This is a genomic window from Paenibacillus sp. FSL R7-0210, from assembly GCF_038009085.1.
Taxonomy (GTDB): Bacteria; Bacillota; Bacilli; order Paenibacillales; family Paenibacillaceae; genus Paenibacillus_AQ; species Paenibacillus_AQ silagei.
On sequence record NZ_JBBPAR010000001.1, the window covers coordinates 1,140,027 to 1,162,338 of the forward strand.

18 protein-coding genes are annotated in these 22,312 nt (G+C 53.3%); 9 read left to right on the forward strand and 9 right to left on the reverse strand.

Going from position 1 to position 22,312, the window contains the following annotated elements; translation table 11 throughout:
- Positions 1-36: 36 nt before the first annotated feature.
- A complete protein-coding gene (locus tag MKY64_RS04780) occupies positions 37-684 on the forward strand; it encodes a FusB/FusC family EF-G-binding protein (protein WP_036731637.1) in 648 nt (215 codons plus the stop codon).
- Positions 685-765: 81 nt separating this feature from the next.
- Here the strand turns inward: MKY64_RS04780 and MKY64_RS04785 are convergent, their stop codons facing one another.
- Together MKY64_RS04785 and MKY64_RS04790 are read right to left on the reverse strand one after the other, a co-directional pair.
- The gene (locus tag MKY64_RS04785) at positions 766-1,752 is read right to left on the reverse strand and encodes a hypothetical protein (protein WP_340951266.1); all 987 of its coding nucleotides are present in this window, start codon (positions 1,750-1,752) and stop codon (positions 766-768) included.
- A complete protein-coding gene (locus tag MKY64_RS04790; RefSeq protein WP_340951268.1) occupies positions 1,730-2,650 on the reverse strand; it encodes an AraC family transcriptional regulator in 921 nt (306 codons plus the stop codon). Before MKY64_RS04790 ends, MKY64_RS04785 begins: the two co-directional genes overlap by 23 nt.
- A 156-nt stretch (positions 2,651-2,806) precedes the next feature.
- Between MKY64_RS04790 and MKY64_RS04795 the strand changes: the two genes are divergently transcribed.
- Genes MKY64_RS04795 through MKY64_RS04815 form a run of 5 tightly spaced genes read left to right on the forward strand, consistent with a single transcriptional unit; the run spans position 2,807 to position 7,739 of the window.
- Positions 2,807-3,046 carry an acyl carrier protein gene (locus tag MKY64_RS04795; RefSeq protein WP_036731643.1) on the forward strand — a complete coding sequence of 80 codons (240 nt, stop codon included), beginning with the start codon at positions 2,807-2,809 and terminating at the stop codon, positions 3,044-3,046.
- The gene (locus tag MKY64_RS04800; RefSeq protein ID WP_340951270.1) at positions 3,043-4,386 is read left to right on the forward strand and encodes a hypothetical protein; all 1,344 of its coding nucleotides are present in this window, start codon (positions 3,043-3,045) and stop codon (positions 4,384-4,386) included. The genes MKY64_RS04795 and MKY64_RS04800 overlap by 4 nt, the downstream gene beginning before the upstream one ends.
- A 16-nt stretch (positions 4,387-4,402) precedes the next feature.
- Positions 4,403-5,524, forward strand: coding sequence for a UDP-glucuronosyltransferase (locus MKY64_RS04805; RefSeq protein WP_340951272.1), 1,122 nt, complete (start codon positions 4,403-4,405; stop codon positions 5,522-5,524).
- A complete protein-coding gene (locus MKY64_RS04810) occupies positions 5,524-6,717 on the forward strand; it encodes a radical SAM/SPASM domain-containing protein (RefSeq protein WP_340951275.1) in 1,194 nt (397 codons plus the stop codon). Before MKY64_RS04805 ends, MKY64_RS04810 begins: the two co-directional genes overlap by 1 nt.
- A complete protein-coding gene (locus MKY64_RS04815) occupies positions 6,714-7,739 on the forward strand; it encodes a Gfo/Idh/MocA family protein (RefSeq protein ID WP_340951277.1) in 1,026 nt (341 codons plus the stop codon). Before MKY64_RS04810 ends, MKY64_RS04815 begins: the two co-directional genes overlap by 4 nt.
- A 146-nt stretch (positions 7,740-7,885) precedes the next feature.
- On the opposite strand, the gene MKY64_RS04820 is transcribed toward MKY64_RS04815, so the two are convergent.
- A complete protein-coding gene (locus MKY64_RS04820; RefSeq protein WP_340951280.1) occupies positions 7,886-8,674 on the reverse strand; it encodes a nucleotidyltransferase domain-containing protein in 789 nt (262 codons plus the stop codon).
- An 87-nt stretch (positions 8,675-8,761) separates the two neighbouring features.
- A complete protein-coding gene (locus tag MKY64_RS04825; RefSeq protein WP_340951282.1) occupies positions 8,762-10,108 on the reverse strand; it encodes an MFS transporter in 1,347 nt (448 codons plus the stop codon).
- A 174-nt stretch (positions 10,109-10,282) separates the two neighbouring features.
- Between MKY64_RS04825 and MKY64_RS04830 the strand changes: the two genes are divergently transcribed.
- Complete coding sequence (locus MKY64_RS04830) at positions 10,283-11,488, forward strand: helix-turn-helix domain-containing protein (protein ID WP_340951285.1); 1,206 nt, start codon at positions 10,283-10,285, stop codon at positions 11,486-11,488.
- 483 nt (positions 11,489-11,971) lie between these two features.
- Here MKY64_RS04830 and MKY64_RS04835 read toward each other — a convergent pair whose 3' ends face one another.
- From MKY64_RS04835 to MKY64_RS04855, 5 genes are all read right to left on the reverse strand, one after another.
- Entirely contained in the window at positions 11,972-13,726 is a 1,755-nt protein-coding gene (locus tag MKY64_RS04835; protein WP_340951287.1) for an ABC transporter substrate-binding protein, read from the reverse strand.
- Positions 13,727-13,803: 77 nt separating this feature from the next.
- Positions 13,804-14,703, reverse strand: coding sequence for a carbohydrate ABC transporter permease (locus MKY64_RS04840; RefSeq protein ID WP_051478569.1), 900 nt, complete (start codon positions 14,701-14,703; stop codon positions 13,804-13,806).
- A 12-nt stretch (positions 14,704-14,715) separates the two neighbouring features.
- Positions 14,716-15,672 carry an ABC transporter permease gene (locus tag MKY64_RS04845; protein ID WP_340951288.1) on the reverse strand — a complete coding sequence of 319 codons (957 nt, stop codon included), beginning with the start codon at positions 15,670-15,672 and terminating at the stop codon, positions 14,716-14,718.
- An 87-nt stretch (positions 15,673-15,759) separates the two neighbouring features.
- A complete protein-coding gene (locus MKY64_RS04850; protein WP_340951290.1) occupies positions 15,760-17,352 on the reverse strand; it encodes a response regulator transcription factor in 1,593 nt (530 codons plus the stop codon).
- Positions 17,345-19,135, reverse strand: a complete 1,791-nt coding sequence (locus MKY64_RS04855; RefSeq protein ID WP_081751385.1) for a sensor histidine kinase — start codon at positions 19,133-19,135, stop codon at positions 17,345-17,347. The genes MKY64_RS04850 and MKY64_RS04855 overlap by 8 nt, the downstream gene beginning before the upstream one ends.
- A 747-nt stretch (positions 19,136-19,882) precedes the next feature.
- On the opposite strand from MKY64_RS04855, the gene MKY64_RS04860 reads away from it, so the two are divergent.
- Together MKY64_RS04860 and MKY64_RS04865 are read left to right on the forward strand one after the other, a co-directional pair.
- On the forward strand, positions 19,883-21,940 hold the full coding sequence (locus MKY64_RS04860; protein WP_340951291.1) for a hypothetical protein: 2,058 nt from the start codon (positions 19,883-19,885) through the stop codon (positions 21,938-21,940).
- Positions 21,940-22,272 carry a hypothetical protein gene (locus MKY64_RS04865; protein ID WP_340951293.1) on the forward strand — a complete coding sequence of 111 codons (333 nt, stop codon included), beginning with the start codon at positions 21,940-21,942 and terminating at the stop codon, positions 22,270-22,272. The genes MKY64_RS04860 and MKY64_RS04865 overlap by 1 nt, the downstream gene beginning before the upstream one ends.
- Positions 22,273-22,312 lie beyond the last annotated feature (40 nt).

The window sequence follows — 22,312 nt, forward strand, 5'->3', positions numbered from 1 at the left end:
TTGCTGTAATCAATAATAATAAGGGGCTGAAGAGCTGTGAAACCAACATTTATTAGAAACCATCAATATAATTATATTAAGAAACAAGCGGATTTTGTGCTGAAAACACTGCGTTCGGTAGCGGACCGCCGTGTCCTGGAGACCGTAAGATACAGCGCCGAGCTCAACGTGACGGGAGCCTTCGCTTCACTGACCGCCGAGCAGGAGCAGATGCTGCGGGCCATCTCCACCTTCGAGAAGGCCGAGGACTTCCAGCAGTATACCAGCGGGCTGGAGCCTTATCTGGAGCCGTTTCCGCCAATTACGCTGAAGCAGATTCAGAAGCTGTTTCCCAAGAATAAAAAGATGAAGCTGCCTGACCTGCAGTCCTTTGATTTCCGTTATGTCACGTATCTGGCCTGGGCGGACATCGCCACGAACAAGCTGTTCATCGTCTATCCGCATGAAGGGCAGTTCATTGGTGTGGAAGGCCGGATGCTGCCGATGCATAAGAAGGGCTACTGCCTGTTCTGCAACCGGCAGCAGGAGCTTGCCTTCCTGACCGTCAAGACCAAGCCGGAGCTGGCGGCGGCAGATAATTTTGCTTCCGTGGGCCAGTACGTATGTTTGGATAATCAGGGCTGCAATCAGAGCATTACGGATATAAGCGCGCTGGAGCGGTTCGTCCTCTCGGTGCGCAAGTAGCAGTATAGTTAGGTTAACAAGAGCAGAGCAGCGGTTCCCGGTTGGGGGCCGCTGCTCTATTTGTTTTGTATGGTAGAGGAGCTATCTGCTAGGCTGCGTAGTCATAGCCAAATCTACCAGTTCCTCCAGAAGCTGTTCTTCCAGGCGGATGATCTCACACATATTCCTGTGAAGCTTCACCCGCGCGGCGGGCTTGTTGCCCGAGCACATCCCCTTAATCATGAACTGATTGATCAGATCCCACTGCTCGCCTGCCTGACGGTAGCCTTCAGCCGCCCGGGAGAGAGCAGGCGCCGGGCCTTCGCGCTCCAGCAGCTGCAGGAATTGGCTGAACCGGATTCGGCTGATCGGCAAGGCGTTGGCATAGATTTTGAAGGCCGAACTGGCTTCGGGTGAGTTATCAGGCTGTATCCCTATTTCCAGATAGGCCTGGGCATACGCCCTGAGCTGGACGCCCACTTGATCCGGCCGAATCTGTTGGGCTGGGCTGGTAAGCACCTCTTGAAGGATCGTCTGCCAATCTGAGCAGGAACGTGAGACTTCGCACCGCCCGAATAAAGCATAGAAATGACAGGCCCCTTCAAGGATGCTGAAATCTATCACTTCAAGATCCTTGCCATAGTAAGCATCCGTTAGATAGATCAGACTCTTCTCCCTGTCCAGGCCCACGGCAAGACAGGCATGGCTCGTATGCAGCCTGCGGTAGGCTACACACCAGGGACAGTCATAGGAATCGAAGCCAACCAGAACCGGCATGCCTGAGGACAGCTGATTCTCCAGCAGGTCAAGCATATAGCTTCTATCCATTGCCGGTTCAGTCCGTTCTATATAACTGAAGGTAAGGCCATGATACGCGGACAGATAGCCGGTATTGATCCGGGGCAGCCGTATCCGCTCAATCAAAGGCTGGTCCGGGGCTTGCGGCTCATCCAGGAACATCTGCCAGGCATCGCCGTACATGCCTTTGCTGTCCAGTCCCTGCCACTGTGCTACAGACTGGATGCAATCATCAATACAGCTGCGCAGCTTAGGGTAGTGGGTACTTTTAACAGGAGCAATGTTCAACACTGCTCATCATCTCCTTCGCCGAGCAGAAGTGGCTGTGCAGCCGGTCGCGATAAGAAGCGGGAGTCATGCCGCTGAATTCGCGGAAGAGCCGGTAGAAGTATTTCATGTCGTAAATGCCGACCTCAAGGGCCACGGACTGGACGCCAAGCTTCGTGAACAGGAGCAGGATACAGCTGTATTTCATCCGGATCTCCTGGAAGATCTGGATGTAGGACCTGCCGGTCTTATTCTTAAGCAGCCGCTGGAACTGGCGGGAGCTCACCGCAAGCTGGCGGCTCATCTCATTCAGCGTGATCCGCTCACTATAGTTACTGATCATATATAGGAGGACATCATGCAGCGGGTCATACTGCGGTCCCGGGCGTTCGGCGAAGGGAGTGTCTGCTGCGGGCATAATCAGCTTGGCCAGCTCCAGCAGCGGCGGGTATAGACGCTGCTCATCCATAAGCGGGCCAGAGTTCAGCATCCCCTGCAGCCGCCCGAGCAGGAAGAGAATTTCCTTATTCTTCTCCCTGTATCCGAACCATTGCCGCACCTCCAGAAGCTTAAGCAGCGGCAAGAGGGCCTCTTCGGATAAGGGACCCGGCAGCTCTCTGAGCACACTGTCAAGCCCGGGCCTGAGCATACAATTCAGGATCAGCAGCGGCTCGGTACCGCTCAGATCCTGCGGATGAAAGACATGGGATATCCCCGGCGGAATCACTAGAACATCCCCCTGCACCACCTGCATTTTATCCTCACCTGCCAGATGAATGCCTGTCCCTTGAACCACGTAGGCCAGCTCTACGAAATCGTGCTGATGACGTACGGAAGTGACCGTATTTTGAGTCAGGAGCATTTGTACGGGTGAAGAGGAGTCGAATAAATAATCCCCCGTAAATACCGGAAAAGCTTCCATAAACAAACCTCCGTTTCCTGCTTCCTTATGTTGGATGACTGGAATCCACCCTAGTATATCTCAATATTTTGGCGCATTCAACCATATATTAACAACTTAAAATTTGGTATATTCATGCTATTCATTCCAATTCCGCAACCTGAAAGGGGTAGACACATGCAGCAGAAAGTCATTGAGATTATTGCCGAAATCAAGGAGGAACCAGGTTTGCTTCAGACGCTCAGCGGAGCTTCTGACCTGACCCTGGACGCCGCACTTGACTCCCTGCAGATCATTAATTTTATTCTGAGAGTCGAGGATGAATTCAATATAGAGGTAGATTTCGACACCTTTGATCTGGAGCATCTGAAATCAGTGGACCGGTTCTCCGCTTATGTCGCCGGGCTTGCCGTATGATGAGGAATGCTGTGCACTGCGGCAGCCTGGAGTCGGAGCGGTACTGGCGGGAGGAGGATCTGGCCTCCTTGCCGGCCATTCCCGATGCGAAGGCGCTGGCTATCGTGCAGGCGATGGATGAAATGCTGTTTGTCTTTTGCGGGAGCGGCGATGTGCTCTTAACCCGCCAGGGGATGAACCGGGCACAATATGACTATCTGCAATCGCTCGGTTATGCTTTCAGCACCAATATGGTTGCGCTCCGCCTGGAGACAGTGGAGTCTGTTCCCGCACAGGCGGCGCTGAATATATTTGAATTGCTGGGCCGGATGGACGCCGGGCAGGAACCGGACCGCTTAATACCGGAAGGAGCGCTGCTGGAGCCCTTCGCCGTGCTTCCCGGGACACAGGAGGCGGTTAGCCGGTACAAGCTTTTGCCTACGTTGCCTGATGAAGAGATTGTACGGGCGGTGAATACGAAGAGCTATTCTACAGCGATGCGGGACCGGCTGGGGCTGCCGAATATTGCGGTAGTGGTCGACAGTCTGGAGGAGCTGCTGCAATCGGGACAAGCGCTGCTGGAGAAGGGGGCTTTCCTGATCAAGGATGAGTATGGGGTATCCGGTAAAGGGAACCAGCTGGTGGATTCAGAGCGTATGCTGCGCCGGATGGCCGGGCATCTGGAATCGAGCCGCAATCAGGGCAAAAGAATCCGGTTTGTCCTTGAGCCTCTGCTGGACCGGGAGACAGACTTCTCCTGCCAGTTTCAGATTGATCCGGAAGGCCGGGTCACCCTTTTGTCTGCCCAGCAGCTGGTGAACCAGGGCTTCGCCTTCGGAGAATCCCGCTCCCCGCAGCCGTCTCTGCTGGACAAGCTGGACAAGGAAGGCTACTGGGAGACCATGCACAGCATAGGCCGGGAGCTGCACGCTGACGGATATTACGGTGAGGTGTGTGTTGATTCCATGCTGCTGCGTGACGGAAGCCTGGCGCCTCTGGTAGAGATCAATGCCCGCAAGTCGATGAGTCTGATCAAGCATCATGTAGACCGCCGGTTCAAGCAGGAAGGTATGCACACATGCCTGATTCAGGTACCGCTGGCGGCTATGGGCAAGGTTCATTATGAGGAGCTGCTGGAGCGGATGGAGGAGACGGGGATTTTATTCTCGCTGGGGGCAGGTGAAGGTGTGATGCCCTTGACCTCTAGCGCGCTCCAGCCGCTGGACCCCTCCCGTGCTGCCGGTTCCACAAAGGGCAAACTGTATGCGGCCCTGACTTACCGGAGTGAAGACAGCAAGCGTGGACTCATCCATACGCTGGACGAATCTCTCATGCGCACAGGCTATACTATCCTGCGATAAAGAAAGGAACCCTCCAATGAATAACACCGTGACGATTCTATGCTCGGGCTTTGGCCTTGGTTTCTATGTTCCTGGTCTGCTGCTGGAACGCAAGTTAACCGGGCTGGGCCTTCAGGCGGAGATTGAGGTGTTCGAGACCTTAATGCCTGAGCGCAAAAAGGAGCAGACAGACAACAGCCGCAGGGCGTACCAGCAGAGCTTCGCCGTAGCCCTGACTTCTCAGAAAATACCGTCCGATATAAGAAGCAGCCTTGATCCCGCAGCCGTTGAGCATTTGCTGCAGCAATGGAAGCAGGAGGAACGGCAGCACTTCATCGTCTTGTCTGGGCATTGGGTGCATGTTATGGACCAGTACCGTGAGCTGGCGGGGGTAAGCGTGTATGCTGACCTGCTGTATATTGACGCTGACCTGTCGCCATCGTGGAAGAATCTGCGCAAGCTGAATCCGGCTTACGCAGAAGGCTACCATGAAGTAAGCATGTATGATCCCGGGAAGCAGGAGATTCTGTGCAGCATCGATGCCGGATCTGGGGAAGCACTGCCTGCTGCGGCGAGGAACGGGCGGCTGGTCGTTCATGGGGGCGGCTGGGGAATCGGCACCTTCCGCGAGAAATTTGACGCGCTGGAGTCGGCGGGGTACGAGCTGGATATTGCCGCTTACAGCATTGAGGAGATCGGCGGGCCTGTCCGCGGCAGACGTTATTATATGAATGATCCGCAGTGGCGGACCTGGACGAAGGACGACAGCGGGCAGTATACCTTCCCGCCGTTTGCAGAAGTAACCGGTAACCGGACAGAGCGTTTCCCGCCCTGCCAGAGCTACGGGGAGGGGATGTACGGAGTCATCCGGCAGGCGTCCGCAGTCATCAGCAAGCCGGGCGGCGGCGCTTTGATAGATTCCCTGGCTTCGGGCACACCGCTGGTGCTGCTCGATCCCTTCGGCCCGCATGAGAAGATCAACAGTGATCTGTGGGTCGGGCTTGGTTACGGTATTACTTACGGGGAATGGGCCGAGTCAGGATATGATGATGATGTACTTCGCAAGCTGGCGAATAATCTCAGAGCCGCTAGAGGTCAATACCCGGACTATGCGGCAAGCTATGCTGAACAATTATCCACAGCAGGAGGGAGAAGCTAATGCAGCCAACCAGCAGAGTGAGCCTGGACGAGCAGTCCTTCGAGGCATTGAAACGTACGATCAAGAATGTGGTGGTCCCGCACAGGGAACGCAAGCATGATCCCGGCTTCAAGACAGTGATGCCGGAGATTATGTCCCTCAAGCTGACCAACCGCTGCAATCTGCGCTGCAAGCATTGCTATCAATGGAATGAATCCGGCTACCATCATGATATGGATACCGCCGAGCAGAATCTGGATATGGATCTGGGAATGATCCAGAGGCTGCTGGAGGAGACGGATGAAGCGCAGTCCCGCCTGTATTTATGGGGAGGCGAGCCGCTGTTTCACCGGCAGGCCAAGGAGATTCTGGACCTTCTTAAGGAGCATCCCCGCGATACTACGATCTGTACCAATGCCTATATGATCCCTAAGTTCGAGGAGGAACTGTGTGCAATCTCGGACAATCTGGAGCTGCTGATCCCGATCGAGGGGTTCCAGGAGGAGCATGATTTCCTGCGCGGCAAGAATTCATTCCAGAAGGTCATCGACGCCGTTGACCGCTTGCTGGAGCTGCGCGAGCAGGGCCGCTTCCGCGGCCGGATCTCGGTGCATAATGTGATCAACGACAATATGATCGGGAGATTATATGAGCTGGTGGAGTTTTTTGAACAAAAGGGTGTGGATCTTGTCCTGCTCTGCTTCCCATGGTATATCTCGGAAGATACCAGTTTTGCAATGGACCGCTTCTACGATGAACACTTCCAGTGGCTGGCCGAGCTTCCGCCGGATCACCGGAGCAGCTGGCATGCGTTCAAATACCATATCCAGCCGGAGAATATCAGCAGACTGACGGAAGACCTGCGGCGGATTAACAGCAATACCTGGAATAATACCCGAATCCGTTATCAGCCGGGGCTGGACTTTGATGAGATTGAGGATTTCGTGGCCGGCAAGCCGATGAAATCCCGCAGTACGTCGAAATGTCTGGCGCTCAGTACCCGGGTGGATATTGCCCCGAATGGCATGGTGAGCGCCTGTAAATTTTTTGGGGAGCTGGCTATTGGCAATGTGAATGAATACTCGCTCACCGAAATATGGAATTCTGCCCGCTACGACCGGCTGCGGCGGATTCTGGATGAAGGCTTGTCTCCGGCCTGCTCCAAATGTAATGTGCTGTACTTGAACACCTACGCTGCGCTGGCTCAGATATGAGCAGTGTGGTAGAGGAGCCAAGCTATAAGCTCGGCATTCTGGGCGCCTCGAGTATTGCGGTTCCAGCGATGCTGGAGCCGGCACGGATAGTGGACAAGGTGAAGATCACGGCGATTGCCAACCGTACCTTGGCGAAAGCGGAGGCTATGGCCGAGGCGTACCAAATTCCCTATGTGGCGGCTAGTCTGGACGAGTTGCTGGAGCTGGACGATCTGGATGGAGTATATATTGCGCTCAGCAATGAGCTTCATGCGCAGTGGGCGATCCGGGCCTTGAATGCGGGCAAGCATGTCTTGGTGGAAAAGCCGATCTGTCTCCATCCTGAAGAAGCGGAACAGTTAAGGCTGGCGAAGGACAACCCTGCAGCTCCGAAGCTCACTGAGGGGCTGATGATTGCCTGTCACCCCTGGCAGCAGGCGCTGAAGGGCATCGTCGATTCGGGCGAATTCGGCGCGCTGCGCAGGATCAGCACCCGAATCTCCGTTCCTGCCAAGAACAGGCATGCCGGAAATTACCGGAGTGTTAAGGCTAAGGGCGGAGGCGCTTTTGCCGATCTGGGCTGCTATTGGCTGCAATTCGTGCAGACCCTTGCCGGTCTTGAGCCGGAGGAGATCCTGGCACAGTCGGCCTTTGACGGGCCGGATGGCTGCGATTGGACCTTTCAGGCGGCGCTGCAATACAAGAACGGGCTGCGGGCTGAGTGCCTCACTTCCTTCGAGCTGCCCTTCCGGGCCTCGCATACCCTGTATTTCGACCATACCGTGCTGACGGTCCCCGATTTCTTCCGGCCGATCAAGGGGTTCTATAAGCTCAAAATCCGGCATGATCTGCCGGACAACCGTACCACCCTATGCGAATTCGAACCGCTGAACTATTATGTGGGCCAGCTGGAGGCTTTTGCAGCGATCATGAGCGGGCAGCAGGCCGAGGGCCTGAGTGCTACCTGGGAACGGGTGCAGCTGCAAGCCCGGATCATGGCTGAGGCGCAGCGGCGCCAGGTCTCTGAGGTGCTTCCACTATAGCGATTGTGCTAGCAGAGTGAAATCATTGACAGCAGCTAATTCCAGCAACAGCAAACAGCGACTCCCTTTGTGGGGGACGCTTTTTGCTGTTCCACTATTCCGCTGGAGGTTCCAGTAAGTATGCCGAATATGAATGTCTGTCTACACTAGCGATCCTGCAAGGAAGGAGGCTGCTCCATCCAGGCACGCTCGTTGTTCAGCACATAGATCCCGAGTGCCTGCTCGAAGGACAAGCCATGATTATAGAAAGTCAGCATCTTCGCGGCGAAGCGCACACTCTTATGTGCACTGGGCGATTGCAGCAGCTCTGTTGCCAGTGTACGGAAATTCTTCGGCTTGGCTTCCGCAGCATCGACAGCATCCAGCAGCCCTTTAGGGCTTGGGAAAAGCAGCCGGTTATACGCCAGAATCATCCGTCCGCTGAAAAACACCAGTTGGACCGCCGTATGAGCGAGCAGGTAGGCGTCATTTTTTTGGCCCGCTTCCTTGGCGAAATATAGCCCGTGCAGGTAGATCTGAGCGCAGAATTCCCGCAAATTACGCTCGCGGTTCTCTCCGGGATAGACAGGAATCCGGGCCACCAGCTCATCCAGCTCCGGAATTCTGGAGAATAACACCTCTGCACCGGTAAAAGCATACCTCGTCGGCTCATTGCCGCGCCGGGCGGCAAGCTCCAGAAACCGGCGGTTGATCACCTTGATATCAGCATATCCGCCTTCATAGGTGCTGACTTCCCGGTCCACGTAGGAAAGCTTACCGTTCCGCTCATATTCTGCATAGGCTTCATCGGTGAAGACCAGATGAACATCTACATCCGAGGTCTCGCTGGCGGTTCCCTTGGCTACAGATCCGCTGGTGATTGCCGCCAGACAAGCAGGGTCTTGCTCCAGCTTCTCCGCCAGCTTCTCCAGCGTCTGCCTGTGGTGCGCATACATATAATGTTCCGCCTCCTTGATTAGATTCTGCTGCGTTAAGCGTATCAATTGGACAGCTTGCCAGCTATGGTCAATTCAGACAGACATTCAGGCCCCCGCCTGCTCTGTCTTCCCCTGAGCGGCCTGTTGATCAGCGGCACCGCTGCGGACGAGGCCTCTCCGTCCGGCCAGCGTGACCGCCAGAATAGCTGCACCGGAGACGAGCAGAATGAACGAGCCGGGAATCCGGTCGAGGAGGACTCCATAGAGCAGCATTCCGAGCGGAGCGATGGAACCGGCGATGCCCTCCACCAGCCCGAATACGCGTCCACGATACTCTTCCTCAGTGGTCTGCTGCAGATATACCTGGATCGGAATATTGATGATCATAATTATGATACCGACAAGCAGGAGCAGCGGCAGGAAGAGAAGGAAGGTGGCCTTCGGGGTGAAATGCAGCAGCAGCGGAACCGCCAGTGCGAGGAATAACACTCCCAGCGCGCTTAAGCCTCCGAGGATCGGCTTCACCGGACTCTTGCTCTGGGGAAGTATAGCAAGCAGCAGCGATATCAGCAGTACGCCTGCCGCCAGCATCGCTTCGAGGACTCCATATTGCTTCGAGGAGAGTCCGAGTGTCTGTACTGCAACGTAGGGCAGCACAACATTCAAGGCGACGACGAAGAAATTAATCCAGAACACAATCCCCATCAGGGAGCGGAGGACCGGACGGCGGATCACATAAGCGAAGCCTTCCTTCAGATTCGTGCGTACCCCGTTAACAGCAGTGCCCAGACGTTCGCGGAGCGGCTGGGGGCCAGCGGCTTCGGCAGGTTCAAGGGCAGCATGAAGCCGTGGAATCGGCTTGTATCTCAGCATGCAGCCCATCACGGTCGAAACGATGAAGCCTGCCGCGTTCAGCAGCATGAAATCCTGAAGGGGAAGGAAGGCATACAGAAGACCGGCGAGAATCGGAGCCAGCAGGTGGCCAGCCGATCCGGCAATCTGATTCAGTGATCCGGCCCGCTGGACGGAGCCGCTGTCTACAAGCATCATCATCGAGGAGGAGACTGAGATACTATAGAAGGTAGAGCAGATAGATAATAGAATGAGCGACAGATAGATAGTCCATAGGGACATTCCCTCCAGCGAGACGAATAGAAAGGCCAGGGACATAATCAGGGCACTGGCCAGGTCCGAGCCGATCAGCAGCCTGCGGCGGTTAACTCTGTCGGCGAGCACACCGGCGAAGGGGGCCAGCAGGATACCGGGCAGCAGCCCGCACAGCAGTGTAACGGCGAAGCTGCTCCCTGACCCAGTCTCATTCAGAATGAACAGACCAGCTACGAAGGTGTACATACTGGAGCCGAGAACAGAGACCAGCTTGCTGCTGAAGAAGAGAAATATGTTACGGTTAGTCGCTGCCTTATCATGGGCTGCGGATGTTATTTGAGACATAATAGCACTCCCTTTGATCGAAAGTTAAGTTTAATTAAACTTATTGTATGAGTAAAAAATTAAGAATGCAATAAAAAGTTTAATATAATTTAACTTTAGCGTATTTCCAGCTTTCTCTTAGGGTATAGGTAAGCTATACTGAAAAGAAAAGCTACCTGGAAAGTTGGCAAGCAGATGACCACCAAACAAACTATCGGAGAGAAAGTCAAGCAATTGCGCAAGGCTAAGGGGCTTACGCAGACGGACCTTGCCGGAGACTATATGACCAAGAGCATGCTGAGTCAAATCGAGAATGGACGCGCCTTGCCCTCGATGAACAGCTTGCAGGTTCTGGCCGGCAGGCTGGGAGTTGATCCGGGATACTTCCTCGAAGGTGAGGAGGAGGCGGAGCTGGCTCCGCTAGTCCGGGAGATGGAGGCCGAGTTCAAGGCGAAGAATTACAGGGAGGTCATCCAGCGGCTCCAGCCGCTCACGGAGCGTACGCTTCCGATGACGATTGATGCTGCGCGTCTGCTGGAGTTCTATGTAAGTTCCCTTTTCTATACGGGAGCCGGAGGCGGGGAAGCGGAGCTGGAACGGGCAGCGCTGATCTATGAACGCTTCGGCTTATTCGTGGAACGGGCGAAGGTGCAGTATATTTCCTATGCCCTGAATTTCGCACAGAACAGATACGCGGACGGGCTGGAGCTGATTCGCCGGGTCCGCAAGGAGTATGAGGATAACAAGGTGGGGAATGATTTTATCTTTGAAATCGATCTTCATTATGCCGAGAGTATTAGTCTGTCTGCCCTGGGGGATTATGCGGGAAGCCGTGAAGCTGCATTGGCGGCGCTGCAGGTTTCACGGGAAGAGGGAATCTACTATATGACGGATCATCTGTACCGGGTGCTCGGTATCCTGGCGCTGACCGAAGGAGAGACCTTGGCGGCAGAGGAGGCCATGAAAAAGGCCAGAGCATTCGCAGAATTCACCGAATCTGAGGATTCACTGAAGCTGGTGGTGATCGGAGAGATCAGACTTGCGGTAGCTAAGGGAGAGTACAGCAAGGTTCTTGCGCTGGCGGAGCAGTATCCGCAGGAGGATGAACATTACGCATCCAGCGTCCAGCTCATGTCCGGCATCGCAAGGTATCATCTCGGCCAGGACGATGAAGCGCTGATCAGCCTGTCCAAAGCCGAGCCGGGTGATCAGGTCTACCACCCGCTTGACCGCGCCAACCTGCTGACAGCTTATGCTTACCGCGCACAGATCTGTATGCGCCGGGGCATGAAGGAGGAAGCACTGCGGTTGTCCCAATTCGCCTACGATCAGGTGAAGGAATACCCGCCTTCCATATACACCGAAATGATTAACAAAACTTACCACGAGCTGCATAGCTAGATTGTATTTCCTGCAATAGAAAAGGCATAGCTGACCGTAAAATGAGAGTCTATTGTATTTCATACAGTAGAATGTTGTGTTTTGGGTGGAAAATGGCCTTTTTTCAACATTCAATTGTACTGGATACAATAGATTCTATTTCGAAGCCCTTTTTATAGCATTCTGTTGTACAAAATGCAGTTGCGATCGTTCCAGCGCCTACAGCATCCTAGCACAGCAAACAACACCCGTGCTATTTCCCGCACGGGTGTCCTTCTGCACTGAAATATAGGTTGGACTATAAATCTTCAGATAAAGGAGGGAGCGACGGAGGGGATTTTGGAACTGTAGGAGTGTTAGCGTCCGCCTTTGTTTCCGGATTTCTACCGCGAACAGCGGTTCTAATCAGCAAATCTGGAAACAACAGCGGCCGGAAGTCCAAAATCTCCGCAGTGGCGACTACTCCTTTGATCTGTGCATTTTAGCTCAAGTTATATGAATTGTTTATTTGCTGGTCCACAGCTCCACGCGGTCCTGCACATACTTGGTATAGCCAGCTTCCATTTTCTTAACGCCGGCTTTTTCCAGATCGGCCATGTAATCATCCCAGATTTTATCGAATTCAGCCGGTTTGGCCAGAATGGCCTGCGGGATGCGCTTCCAGGTAATATCCTTCATTTTATTGCCCAGAATGGAGACTTCATCCTCACCGGGAATGGAAATGTTCCAGGCTGCGCCGTAGGCTTTCTCCTTGAACTCCTCTTCTTTGGGGAACAGGTCCTTCCAGGTAGTAGCTTTGTAAGCTGCCAGCGTCTCCTTCTCTACATCGCTATAGCCCAGCACGAGCTGCTCAGGGAAGTTCTTGGTGTAGTAGTTGCCGGTGGAATCCTTGGCCCCGTCGCCGTAGTGGACCATCATATTCCAGTAGAAGCCAATGCCGGTTTCCTTCGTAAAGGCGGTGTTGTCGTTGTTGATGCGGTCCTGGACTTCCTGCGGAACTACGCGTTTGCCGTTCTCCACTTTATAGTGCTTGCCTTCAACACCCCAGTTGTTCAGGATCTGACCTTCATCGGAGGCCAGGTAATCCAGGAACTTGATCGTCCGCACCGGATCGGGGTTAGTAGTGGAGATGGAGATGCCGTAGCCGCCCATGAAGCCGGTAGGCCAGAAGCTGGTTTCCTTGTATTCTTCAGTTAAGGTGACCGGATAATGTCCGTAAGTCTGATCGAATTTGCCGGCAGCTTTGAGCGCCTGCTGTGCGTCATTGTAGTCCCAGTCCTGGTCAATTAGGCCAAGCACGCGTCCAGTTGCTACTTTGGCTTTGTACTGGTCGTATTTCTGCACGAAGCTCTCCTTGTCAAGCAGGCCGATATCATTCATGTGGTTCAGCCAGCGGAAATACTCCTTCTCTTCCGGGCGGCGGAAGTGGTAGATCGCTTCATGCGTCTCCTGATCGACGTAATATTCTCCGTCATCGGAGCCGCCGGTTGTAGCTACCGCAGGGTTGGTAACGGAAATGTACATATGCCAGTCATCCGCGTTGAGGGAGACGCCGATGTTTTTGTTGCCGTTCTCATCCGTAGGGTGCTTCTCCAGATAGGCTTTGATTACGTTCTCATAATCCTTCACCGTGCGGATCTCCGGATACCCGGCTTCCTTCAATACCCGGTGCTGCAGCTCGAAGCCGCCGCCCGCTACGAATTTCTTCTCATCCACTGCTGCCCAAGTTGGGATAGCGTAGATCGACTGGTCTTCATTCGTGTACTTGGCCCGGGCCAGATTATCGCCGAGCACGCGCTTAATGTTAGGGGCATGCTTATCGATTAGATCAGTCAGATCAAGGACCGCGCCGGCATCCACCAGCTTACCAATGTCGCCTTTAGCCGAGATAATGTCGGGATAATCCCCGCCCGCTGCAATGAGGGCAATCTTCTGCTGCGGATCACCGACAGCGAATTCGGCATCGAGGGTGACGCCGGTCTTTTGCGTAATGACAGTGCTGACCTCATCCTTCATATTGTTCCAGTTCGGATTAGGGTCTTCCGCGAAGAAGGATAGTGTCAGGGGACTTAGGTCCTCAGCCGCCGCCGTAGCCTCAGCTGTTGCCGTGGCATTGCCGCTGTTCGTAGCCTTGGCCCCGGTATTCTCAGCCGTATTCTTGTTGCCGTTATTATTGCCTCCGCCGCAGCCTGCCAGCACACTAAGCAGCAAGGTCAGCACCATCAGCGCCACAACCGGTTTCGCTGTCTTTCTTGTCATGAATAGAAACCCTCCCTTTGTCTGGTAGAAACATATTGTATTCACAGGCCTCAGCCTGAAGATACCGCTTAAGCCGATTAGCTTTTGACCGAACCCAGCGTCATGCCTTTGACGAAATAGCGCTGCAGGAACGGATAGACAATCAGAATGGGAACGGTGACGACAATGGTGATTGCCATTTTGACCGATTCCGGGGAGATCTGGGCCATGACCTCTGTCATATTGCGTCCGCGGAAATTATCCGCGTTGGTCGTGGTGCTCTGAATGACCTTCATCAGCTCGAATTGCAGCGTGGTCAGCGAGTCCTTCGAGCCGTTATACAGATAGGTGTCAATCCACGCATTCCACTGGCCGACGGCCAGGAACAGGGCGATGGTTGCCAAGGCTGGCTTGGTCAGAGGCAGAATAACACGCCAGTAGATGGTGAAGTCATTGGCTCCGTCCAGCTTGGCAGATTCCTGAAGAGCGTACGGTAGCCCGTCGATGAAAGAGCGGATCACGAACACATTGAAGGCGCTCACCAGACCGGGCAGAACATACACGCCGAAGGTGCCCATCATATGCAGATCTTTAATCAGAATGTAAAAGGGGATCAGGCCTCCCGATACATACATCGTCAGCGCCAGGAAGGTAGAGACGAACTTGCGGGCCTGGAAGTCCACCCGGCTTAAGGTGAAGGCCAGCATGGAGGCACTGACCAGTCCGAGCAGGGTCCCGATAATCGTGCGCAGCACCGAGATTTTGAAGCCGGTAATCAGGCCGGAGAAGGCGAAGATCGTCTCATAATTCTTGAAGGTGAACACCCGGGGATAGATCGTAATCCCGCCCTTGATGCTGTCCGTTGAGTCATTGAAGGAGATCGCCAGTACATTCAGAAAAGGGTACAGCGTAGCAACAGTAACCACCGTAATCGCGAGATAGACAACCAAATCGAAGATGCGGTCCGACCAGGATGCCGCAGCCAGTTTTTTAATCATGAGCAGGGCCTCCTATATGATGCTTTCCTTGGTTATTTTTTTGAAGATGCCATTGGCTGTAAAGAGCAGAATTACACTCACCACGGAATTGAAAATATTAATCGCCGTCCCGAAGGAGAACCGTCCCATCCCCAGCCCGTAATTCAGGGCATACAGGTCGAGAGTCTGCGAGTAGTCACGCACCAGATTGTTGCCGAGCAGGAACTGCTTCTCGAACCCGATGCTGATCAGATGGCCGATGGACATAATTAGCAGGATCACGATGGTACCCCGGATGCCCGGAAAAGTAATATGACGCACCTGCTGGAGCCGGCTGGCTCCGTCCACCCTGGCTGCTTCGTACAGCTCCGGCCCGATGCCTGAGATGGCGGCGAGATAGATAATCGTATTCCAGCCCGTCTCCTTCCAGACATCCGAGGCGGTGACAATGCCCCAGAACAGATTGCCCTTCGCCATGAACTGGATCGGCTCACTTATGATATGAAGGCCCATCAGCAGGTCATTGACGGCACCGTTGTCCGTGGAGAGCATCTTGGTAATGATCCCGGCGGCAACCACCCAGGACACAAAGTGCGGCAGATACGACACCGTCTGAACAAAGCGCTTCAGCACCTGCAGCCGTACCTCATTCAGCAGAATGGCGAAGATAATCGGAATGATAAAGCCTGCCAGCAGTCCCATAATACTCATGGCCAGCGTATTGCGCAGGGCGTTGAAGAATTGCTCATCCTGGAACAGCTCCCGGAAGTACTGGAGGCCGACCCATTTTTGCTCGAAAAAGGATTTGCCCGGCTTATACTTCTGGAAGGCCATCATCCACCCCCATAACGGAAGATAGCTGAAGACAAAGGCCCAGATGACAAAAGGAACAGCCATCATATAGAGGTATTTCTGCTGCCGGAATTTCCCCCAGAAGCTTGCAGCAGATTTCTTCGGCTCCGGCTTCATCGTGGTGGTAATCGCTTTCATTTATGTCCCTCCTTCGATATAGCTTTATCATAATCTGCCGCCAGGACGGGAAACACCCGAAGATTTAAGTGTAAAAACAGGGGGAAATCAGTCTTTTTCGTAAGCGCTTTCTGAAAAGGCATTCTCCGGCTCCTTTCTCCGGTAAGCGGAAGGGGAGCTGCCTGCGATTTTTTTGAATTTCTCGCGGAAATAATCGACATCGCTGAAGCCGACACTGCTGGCCGCCTGATGGATTTTGCAGCCCTGATCCAGCAGCTCCTTGGCCTTCTCAATACGGATCGTATCCAGATAAGTGTTGAAGGAGCAGCCCATGGTGTTCTTGAACAGCTTACCCAGATAGGCACTGCTATAGGTGAACACATCGGCCAGCGTCTCCAGCTTCAGATTCTCGTCATAGTGCCGGTGGATCAGATCGACCATCCGTTTCATCAGGACATCCATATCGTCGCGTATAATCCCGCCAGCGTATTCCTCCAGCAGACCTGAGATATAACGCTGGAGCTGGGGGAGGGAGGTATGCCTGTAGATCTGTTGAATCTGCTCCTCCATCAGGCTCTGCGCAGCGCTAAGCTCCTTATAATGAACGGAGAGCTTGCCGGACATAGTAGTGACGGCCCGGACATAGTAGGATTTCACCGCCATCTCGGATAAGCCCGCAGCAGCCATAAGGTCCCCTGCTTCCTGGATCAGGTCAGAGATTACGCTGAGATTGCCGGTATCCATGGCGAAATAGAGCCGGTCCATCACAGGGGCGAGCCTGCTCTCCGTATCCTGGGGGTTCGCAGGCAGCCCCTGCTTCAGCTTGAGCGAATCCGGGCCGATCATCCCCGGCTCATCATAGAAGAAGTGATCCTTCATCCGCGCCAGCGCCGACTGATGGGAGAGCTGCAGCTCCGCCAGACTGTCCACCATATCCCCGGCGGTGATGATGCACTCCAGTCCTTCAGCGGCAGCGGCCTCACGGATCTGCCGGGCCATCCGTTTGCTTACCAGCTCCTTCTGATAAGAGGGCTGAAGCAGCACCCCGAGATAAGAATCAAGCGCGAATACGATGCCCCGGCTGTTGTCCTCGAAGCTTGACGTCAGCCGGGACTTGACGCTGCTGGAAGGTCCGTTGTCCGCATGATCCTGGAGCAGCAGCCGGATCAGCACGATCTGGTAGGAATCCCAGAGCAGCCCTGCTTCCAGCGCCGACTCCATCAGCGCCGGGCCGGGATGCAGACCGCTCTCCATCAGCAGGGATTGAACCAGCATCTCCCGGCTCCAGACCTTAACAGCCTCATGATTCTTGCGGTGCGTCAGCCGCGCATTCAGTACGGTGGACAGGCCGGTAAGATACAGCTGCAATTCCTCTTCATCGACCGGCTTAAGCAGATAGTTATCGATATTGTAAGACAGTGCACGCTTGGCATAGCTGAAGTCGGCATAGCCGCTCAGGATGAGAATATGCAGCTCCTCATGATCCTCCCGCAGCTCGCCGATCAGCTCCAGCCCGTCCTTCCCGGGCATACGGATATCGACAATCATCAGGTCCGGGGAATACAGCTTAGCCTTATGTCTGGCTTCAACCGCGTTGGCAGCTGTATCCACCACCCGGTAGCCCAGACTCTCCCAATCCAACAGAGTAACAAGCCCTTCGCGGATAGACAATTCATCATCAACAATTAACACACTATACATAGGAATCACTCCTTATAGGGATGGCGAAGCTGATCTGTGTGCCGTATCCGCTCTGGCTGGACAGAACCAGGCCGCATTCCGGGCCGTAGGTCAGCTTCAGCCGCAGATGGATGTTACGCATTCCGATACTGTGGGTCTCATAGTCATCGTTATTGTCCAGCATCTGCCGCAGCTCTGCGAGCCGGGCCGGCGGGATTCCGGTTCCGTTATCGGAGACCTGAACCTTAAGCAGGGCATCCTCCACCCGGATATCCACCCGGACCATTCCGCCGTCCATCCGGTCCTCCAGGCCGTGTATGACACAATTCTCCACCAGCGGCTGAATAATAAGCGGCGGAATCTTTAAGGTATTCGCTGCCGGATCTACATACAGCTCGTAGGCGAGCCGATCATTGTAGCGGAATTTCTGGATGACCAGGTAACAGTTTACGGTCTCCAGCTCACTTTGCAGGGTAATTCTGCCCCCGCCGACCTCCAGATTCTTGCGCATCATCTTACCCAGCAGCCGGACGACCTGTGCAATATCGGTCTGGCCGCGGGTGTGGGCCTTCATCCGGATCGACTCCAGGGCATTGAACAGGAAATGGGGGTTGATCTGGCTGGCCATCATTTTGAATTTGATCTCATTCTGCTTCAGCAGGATAGCATTCTTCTGCTGGTTGGACTCCTGCACCTCGCTCATCAGCTCGTTGACATTGCGGACCATGTGGTTGAACTGCCGGGCCAGCTGGCCGATCTCATCTTTGCCGTCGATCACGAGCCGGGCTTCCAGATTGCCGGAGGCAACCTTGGAGATATGCTTGCTGAGATGCAGCATGCGTCCGGTGAGCAGGCGGGAGAAGTAGTAGATTAGGATGATTGCAAGGAATAGGGAGGAGATAATGACGGAAGAAGCCAGGGAAATAATCCGGTTAGGCTCACTTACAATACTCTCTACGGAGAAAATAGAGATGATCCGCAGGCTGTTCAGGCTGCCCACAGGATGCCAATCGTCGATCAGCATTTTGAAGGACTGCCCGTCGATCGTGATATCCGCAGGCCCGTGCCCGGCAAGGGTGGACAGCGGCTTCAGGTTGATTTCGTGCAGCGACTTGCCGAGGGTACCTGCCCGGTTGGAGGCGACAATATGATCGTTCTCATCGACGATAAAGGTCTCGAAGGTCTCCTGCTTCAGGATGCTGCTGAGCTGATCCGAATTGACATTCACGACCAGCACACCGGTTGTGCGCTGCTTGAGGAAGTCCACCTTGCGGATCAGGCTGAGATAATACTGGCCGTTGCGGCTGTCGGGGATATAACTCCAGAACGCGAGTCCCTTCTGGGCGAGGGCGAGCTGGTACCAGGGCTCCCGGGTAACTGCGGCATCAGCCTGGAGGAATTCCCAGTTGTTAAGCACCGTCGGGTTGTCGATATACAGCCGGATGCTGGAGATTTCTTTGTACAGGCGGACGAAATCCCGGAAGTCGGGATAATCCCAATAGGCCTGCACCACATCATAGACTGATTCGTACCGGTGATTCGCAGCCTCCTCCAGCCGGCTGTCATTGGACAGGCGGTAGACGATATCCACCGGAACGTTCAGCATCTCACTGGTCCGTTTTTTCACACGGTCGACATTCGCCGTAATCTGCTTCAGCGCATTGTTCATCGCCATATTCCGCAGCTCACTGGTCAGGAACACCCCCACAATGAGCACCGGAATCAGGACGACGCTGCCGAAAGAGAGAAAGAGCTTGGTCCTGAGCTTCAGGTTGTTCATGAAGGTGATGATACGGGTATACACGAATGAAATCGCCTCCGTAAGCACAATTATAATAACGCTTACAATAGAGTATAGCGCGAAACCGTCAGCCAATATATGTCATGAAAATATTTTTTTGATAAACTTTATGGAAACGAATTCCGATAATAAAGGGATCTGCACATCAATATTGGATAAATATTGAATACTTAGATGGAATGCTGGAACTCCATTCTGAAGAAGTACGCGGGACCATCTATTGTGTTCGGTTTATCGCATACATTTGGCCTATGTACCTGCGCACCGGTACAATGTGTGCTGTTTTTCGTATACATTCGAGCCACTAGCCTGCGCGCCAGCAGATGTATGCTGTTTTCCACATACATACGGGCCACACCTGCGCACCAGAACCGAATGTATGCTGTTTTTGGCATACATTCGGCCCGAGCGCCTGTGTGCAAGCAAATGTGTGCTGTATTTGGCATACATTCGGACCACACACCTGCTCACCAGCGCAACGTATGCTGTTTTTGGCATACATTGGCCCGAATCCCTTCGCGGAAGCACATTGTATTCGGTTTTCCACATACATTTGGCCCGGTGACTTCTACTTGGATGGTAACGTAATCATAAATACAACCTTGGATCAATACCAGAAAAAGTATCTTTCAAGCGAGTTAATGAATTATCTTAGAACTCCGTATATTTGCAAGAAGTTGCAAGTCCATGATTCTATGAATTTGTGTACATAACTTACAGGTAAGTATGGTGTACGACGGGAGGGTGAAGATGGCATCAACAAAGCTAGTATTTAACGAAGATGAAGTCAGGCGCCTGCAAACGAAGATCGGCCAAGTGAGTCAGGACACCAATCGGCTATATCTTCAATTGAAGGGCCAGTCCAGCGGCTGGGGCGGGATTCCGATGGGCGATCATATGATCAAGGCCCAGGTCCTGATCAATGAATTAACCGTAGAAGCGGAGAAATTAGAGGATATTATCCGGGTCGCCCTGAGAGGCGTCTCGGATTTGCAGGAAGAGAATAAGCGGCAGGCGGACAAGCTGACGAGGCAGTTTAATCTTTTGCTCGCTGCTTTCGGCAGCTTGGGGCTGCAATCAGCCACCGGACGGGTCTCCATCCCCGAATTTGTGCAGCGAAGTGCGACGAACCTCATCACTTCGATTGCCGCTCTATCGGGAAAAGATGAACTCAGCAGGGACCCGGTGGTGCAGCAGCTCAGGAATGTCATTCAGACCTCCGGCCTCTTGACCGTAGAAAGTATCGCTGCACAAAGTAAGCTGAACGATATCTTCGCGGCGCGGACTCAGATCGCCAAGGCACAGATGGCCTTCAAAGTGTATCAGGCGTTCGGCAATCAGGCCCAGATGGAGGCTGTTCATGCGAAGGCCGAAGAGGCCCGGCAGAAGCTGGCTTCTCTAGGCGTAGCCAAGATCTACTATGAATCCGGCAAGGATCTAAGCGCCCATTATAAGCAACCAGCGGTTACCGCCTGTGAGTATGATCCGTCGATTACAGCGGACAAGGTCCCCTTACTACATAACGAAGAATATCTGCTGCTCCTGCGGCTGGCGATGGAGAAGACTGCCGCCGGAGCATATGCGCGGGGTCAGCTTGCAGCCAAGCGGCAGGAAATTCAGATCGCAGCGGCTCTTAAGCAGGTTCAGGAGCAGATCGAAGCGGAGCGGCGGTTGAACGGGCCGCCGCTTACGCTGCCGGACGGCACGCCAATTACCGCAGACAACAAGGAAAATGAGACCACCTGGGACTTTTATCAGGCGAAAGTCTATGTGCCGAATGAATATCTCACTCCGATGTATACGAGTTATGTAGAGTGGCTGAAACAGACATACGGGTTAACGAAAGGGGAGCATTGGGTTCGTCAGGCGGACGCGGTGGTGCTGGCTTTTACCGAAGGATTGGTGAAAGAGGTCGTCATGGGCGTGGCGGATACGGCAACCTTTGCCTTCAAGCTAGTGGTAGACCCGGTCAAAACCACCACAGAAATGAAGCAGCAAGCGCAATATCTCATCGAACACCCCGAAGTGCTGGTGGAAGCGGCGAAGAAGGCGTATCATCAGTTTGACGAGGGCACACCCGAAGAGAAGGCGAAAATGCTGGGCTCGGTCGCGTCGATTCTGGTCCCCGGATTCCAGGTCACCAAAGCAGGCAAAGTGGGGAAAGTGTTGGGTGAGGTAGAAGACGCCGTCAGCCAAGCGGCGAAGGATGCCCTGCAAGGGATTAAGCAAAAGCTCCCGGATCTGGGACGGGCAGTGCAAACGCCGGAAGGGTTTGTTTTCAAGATAGGAGAGATCCCCGATACGCCAGCCTTGCCGAAGACGCAGGTGCAGCAGCGGTATATGGATGGTTTGGAGGGGAAGAGTGATAGGGTTGAGGGGACGCCAAAAGCTGGACCAATAAAAGAAGTTGAAATTGTTGATCGCACTGGAAAACCGATTGGCGAATTTGACGAGATTGACTTGAAAAATGGTGTTTTCTATGAGGATAAAGCAGCGAAGGGGCTTGATGTCATCAATCCTAAAACTGGATTACCTGCTCAAACACCTCAGCAATTTACAGATAAACAAATACTGGATAAAACTAGAAAAAGAATAAATAATATTGCAGAAGCTACAGCTACACGAGCTACTAAGAATGGGACTCCAGATGTGCCTTTGTTAGATCAAATAAAAGACATCCGGAAATTCATCTTCAGATTAGATGGAGATACTCCTGAATTAAGGCAAGCTGTTGAGAATAGCTTGGAACAATTAAGAAAAGAATTTCCTGGTTACACTTTTGATGCATTGTTTGGAGGGAAAAAGTAATGTCAATTAGTGTTATGGTTTTAGATGCAAAAGATGAGTTTGAAGAGAAATTTCTTATTCCTGTTGCTGCTGAGTCTTTCTTCAATGAATGTTGGGAACCAGCAATCGAACAATTAGGATTAAAGTGGACTAAAGTATTTTCCGTTGGGATCGATTTAGTTGAAGAAGATTTTCCATTTGTTTTAGAAGAATTATCAAAAATAAAAGAATGGGCGAAGGAGAACTTACCTGACGAAAAGAAGATGAAAATTATTGAAAGAATCGAATTGATTGAGACTGAAGTGCCTATTGCTTTTAGCCATCGAGATGGAATAATAATTTTTATTGGGTAAACTTTAAAAGCTCTTTCCACTTGAACGATGAGTAGGAATG

What these genes read in the sequence shown, in the direction of transcription:
- MKY64_RS04790 (WP_340951268.1), bottom strand. Translation starts at nt 2,650, where the DNA reads ATGGAAGCTTTTCCGGTATTTACGGGGGATTATTTATTCGACTCCTCT.
- MKY64_RS04795 (WP_036731643.1), top strand. Translation starts at nt 2,807, where the DNA reads ATGCAGCAGAAAGTCATTGAGATTATTGCCGAAATCAAGGAGGAACCA.
- MKY64_RS04800 (WP_340951270.1), top strand. Translation starts at nt 3,043, where the DNA reads ATGATGAGGAATGCTGTGCACTGCGGCAGCCTGGAGTCGGAGCGGTAC.
- MKY64_RS04805 (WP_340951272.1), top strand. Translation starts at nt 4,403, where the DNA reads ATGAATAACACCGTGACGATTCTATGCTCGGGCTTTGGCCTTGGTTTC.
- MKY64_RS04810 (WP_340951275.1), top strand. Translation starts at nt 5,524, where the DNA reads ATGCAGCCAACCAGCAGAGTGAGCCTGGACGAGCAGTCCTTCGAGGCA.
- MKY64_RS04815 (WP_340951277.1), top strand. Translation starts at nt 6,714, where the DNA reads ATGAGCAGTGTGGTAGAGGAGCCAAGCTATAAGCTCGGCATTCTGGGC.
- MKY64_RS04820 (WP_340951280.1), bottom strand. Translation starts at nt 8,674, where the DNA reads ATGTATGCGCACCACAGGCAGACGCTGGAGAAGCTGGCGGAGAAGCTG.
- MKY64_RS04825 (WP_340951282.1), bottom strand. Translation starts at nt 10,108, where the DNA reads ATGTCTCAAATAACATCCGCAGCCCATGATAAGGCAGCGACTAACCGT.
- MKY64_RS04830 (WP_340951285.1), top strand. Translation starts at nt 10,283, where the DNA reads ATGACCACCAAACAAACTATCGGAGAGAAAGTCAAGCAATTGCGCAAG.
- MKY64_RS04835 (WP_340951287.1), bottom strand. Translation starts at nt 13,726, where the DNA reads ATGACAAGAAAGACAGCGAAACCGGTTGTGGCGCTGATGGTGCTGACC.
- MKY64_RS04840 (WP_051478569.1), bottom strand. Translation starts at nt 14,703, where the DNA reads ATGATTAAAAAACTGGCTGCGGCATCCTGGTCGGACCGCATCTTCGAT.
- MKY64_RS04845 (WP_340951288.1), bottom strand. Translation starts at nt 15,672, where the DNA reads ATGAAAGCGATTACCACCACGATGAAGCCGGAGCCGAAGAAATCTGCT.
- MKY64_RS04850 (WP_340951290.1), bottom strand. Translation starts at nt 17,352, where the DNA reads ATGTATAGTGTGTTAATTGTTGATGATGAATTGTCTATCCGCGAAGGG.
- MKY64_RS04860 (WP_340951291.1), top strand. Translation starts at nt 19,883, where the DNA reads ATGGCATCAACAAAGCTAGTATTTAACGAAGATGAAGTCAGGCGCCTG.
- MKY64_RS04865 (WP_340951293.1), top strand. Translation starts at nt 21,940, where the DNA reads ATGTCAATTAGTGTTATGGTTTTAGATGCAAAAGATGAGTTTGAAGAG.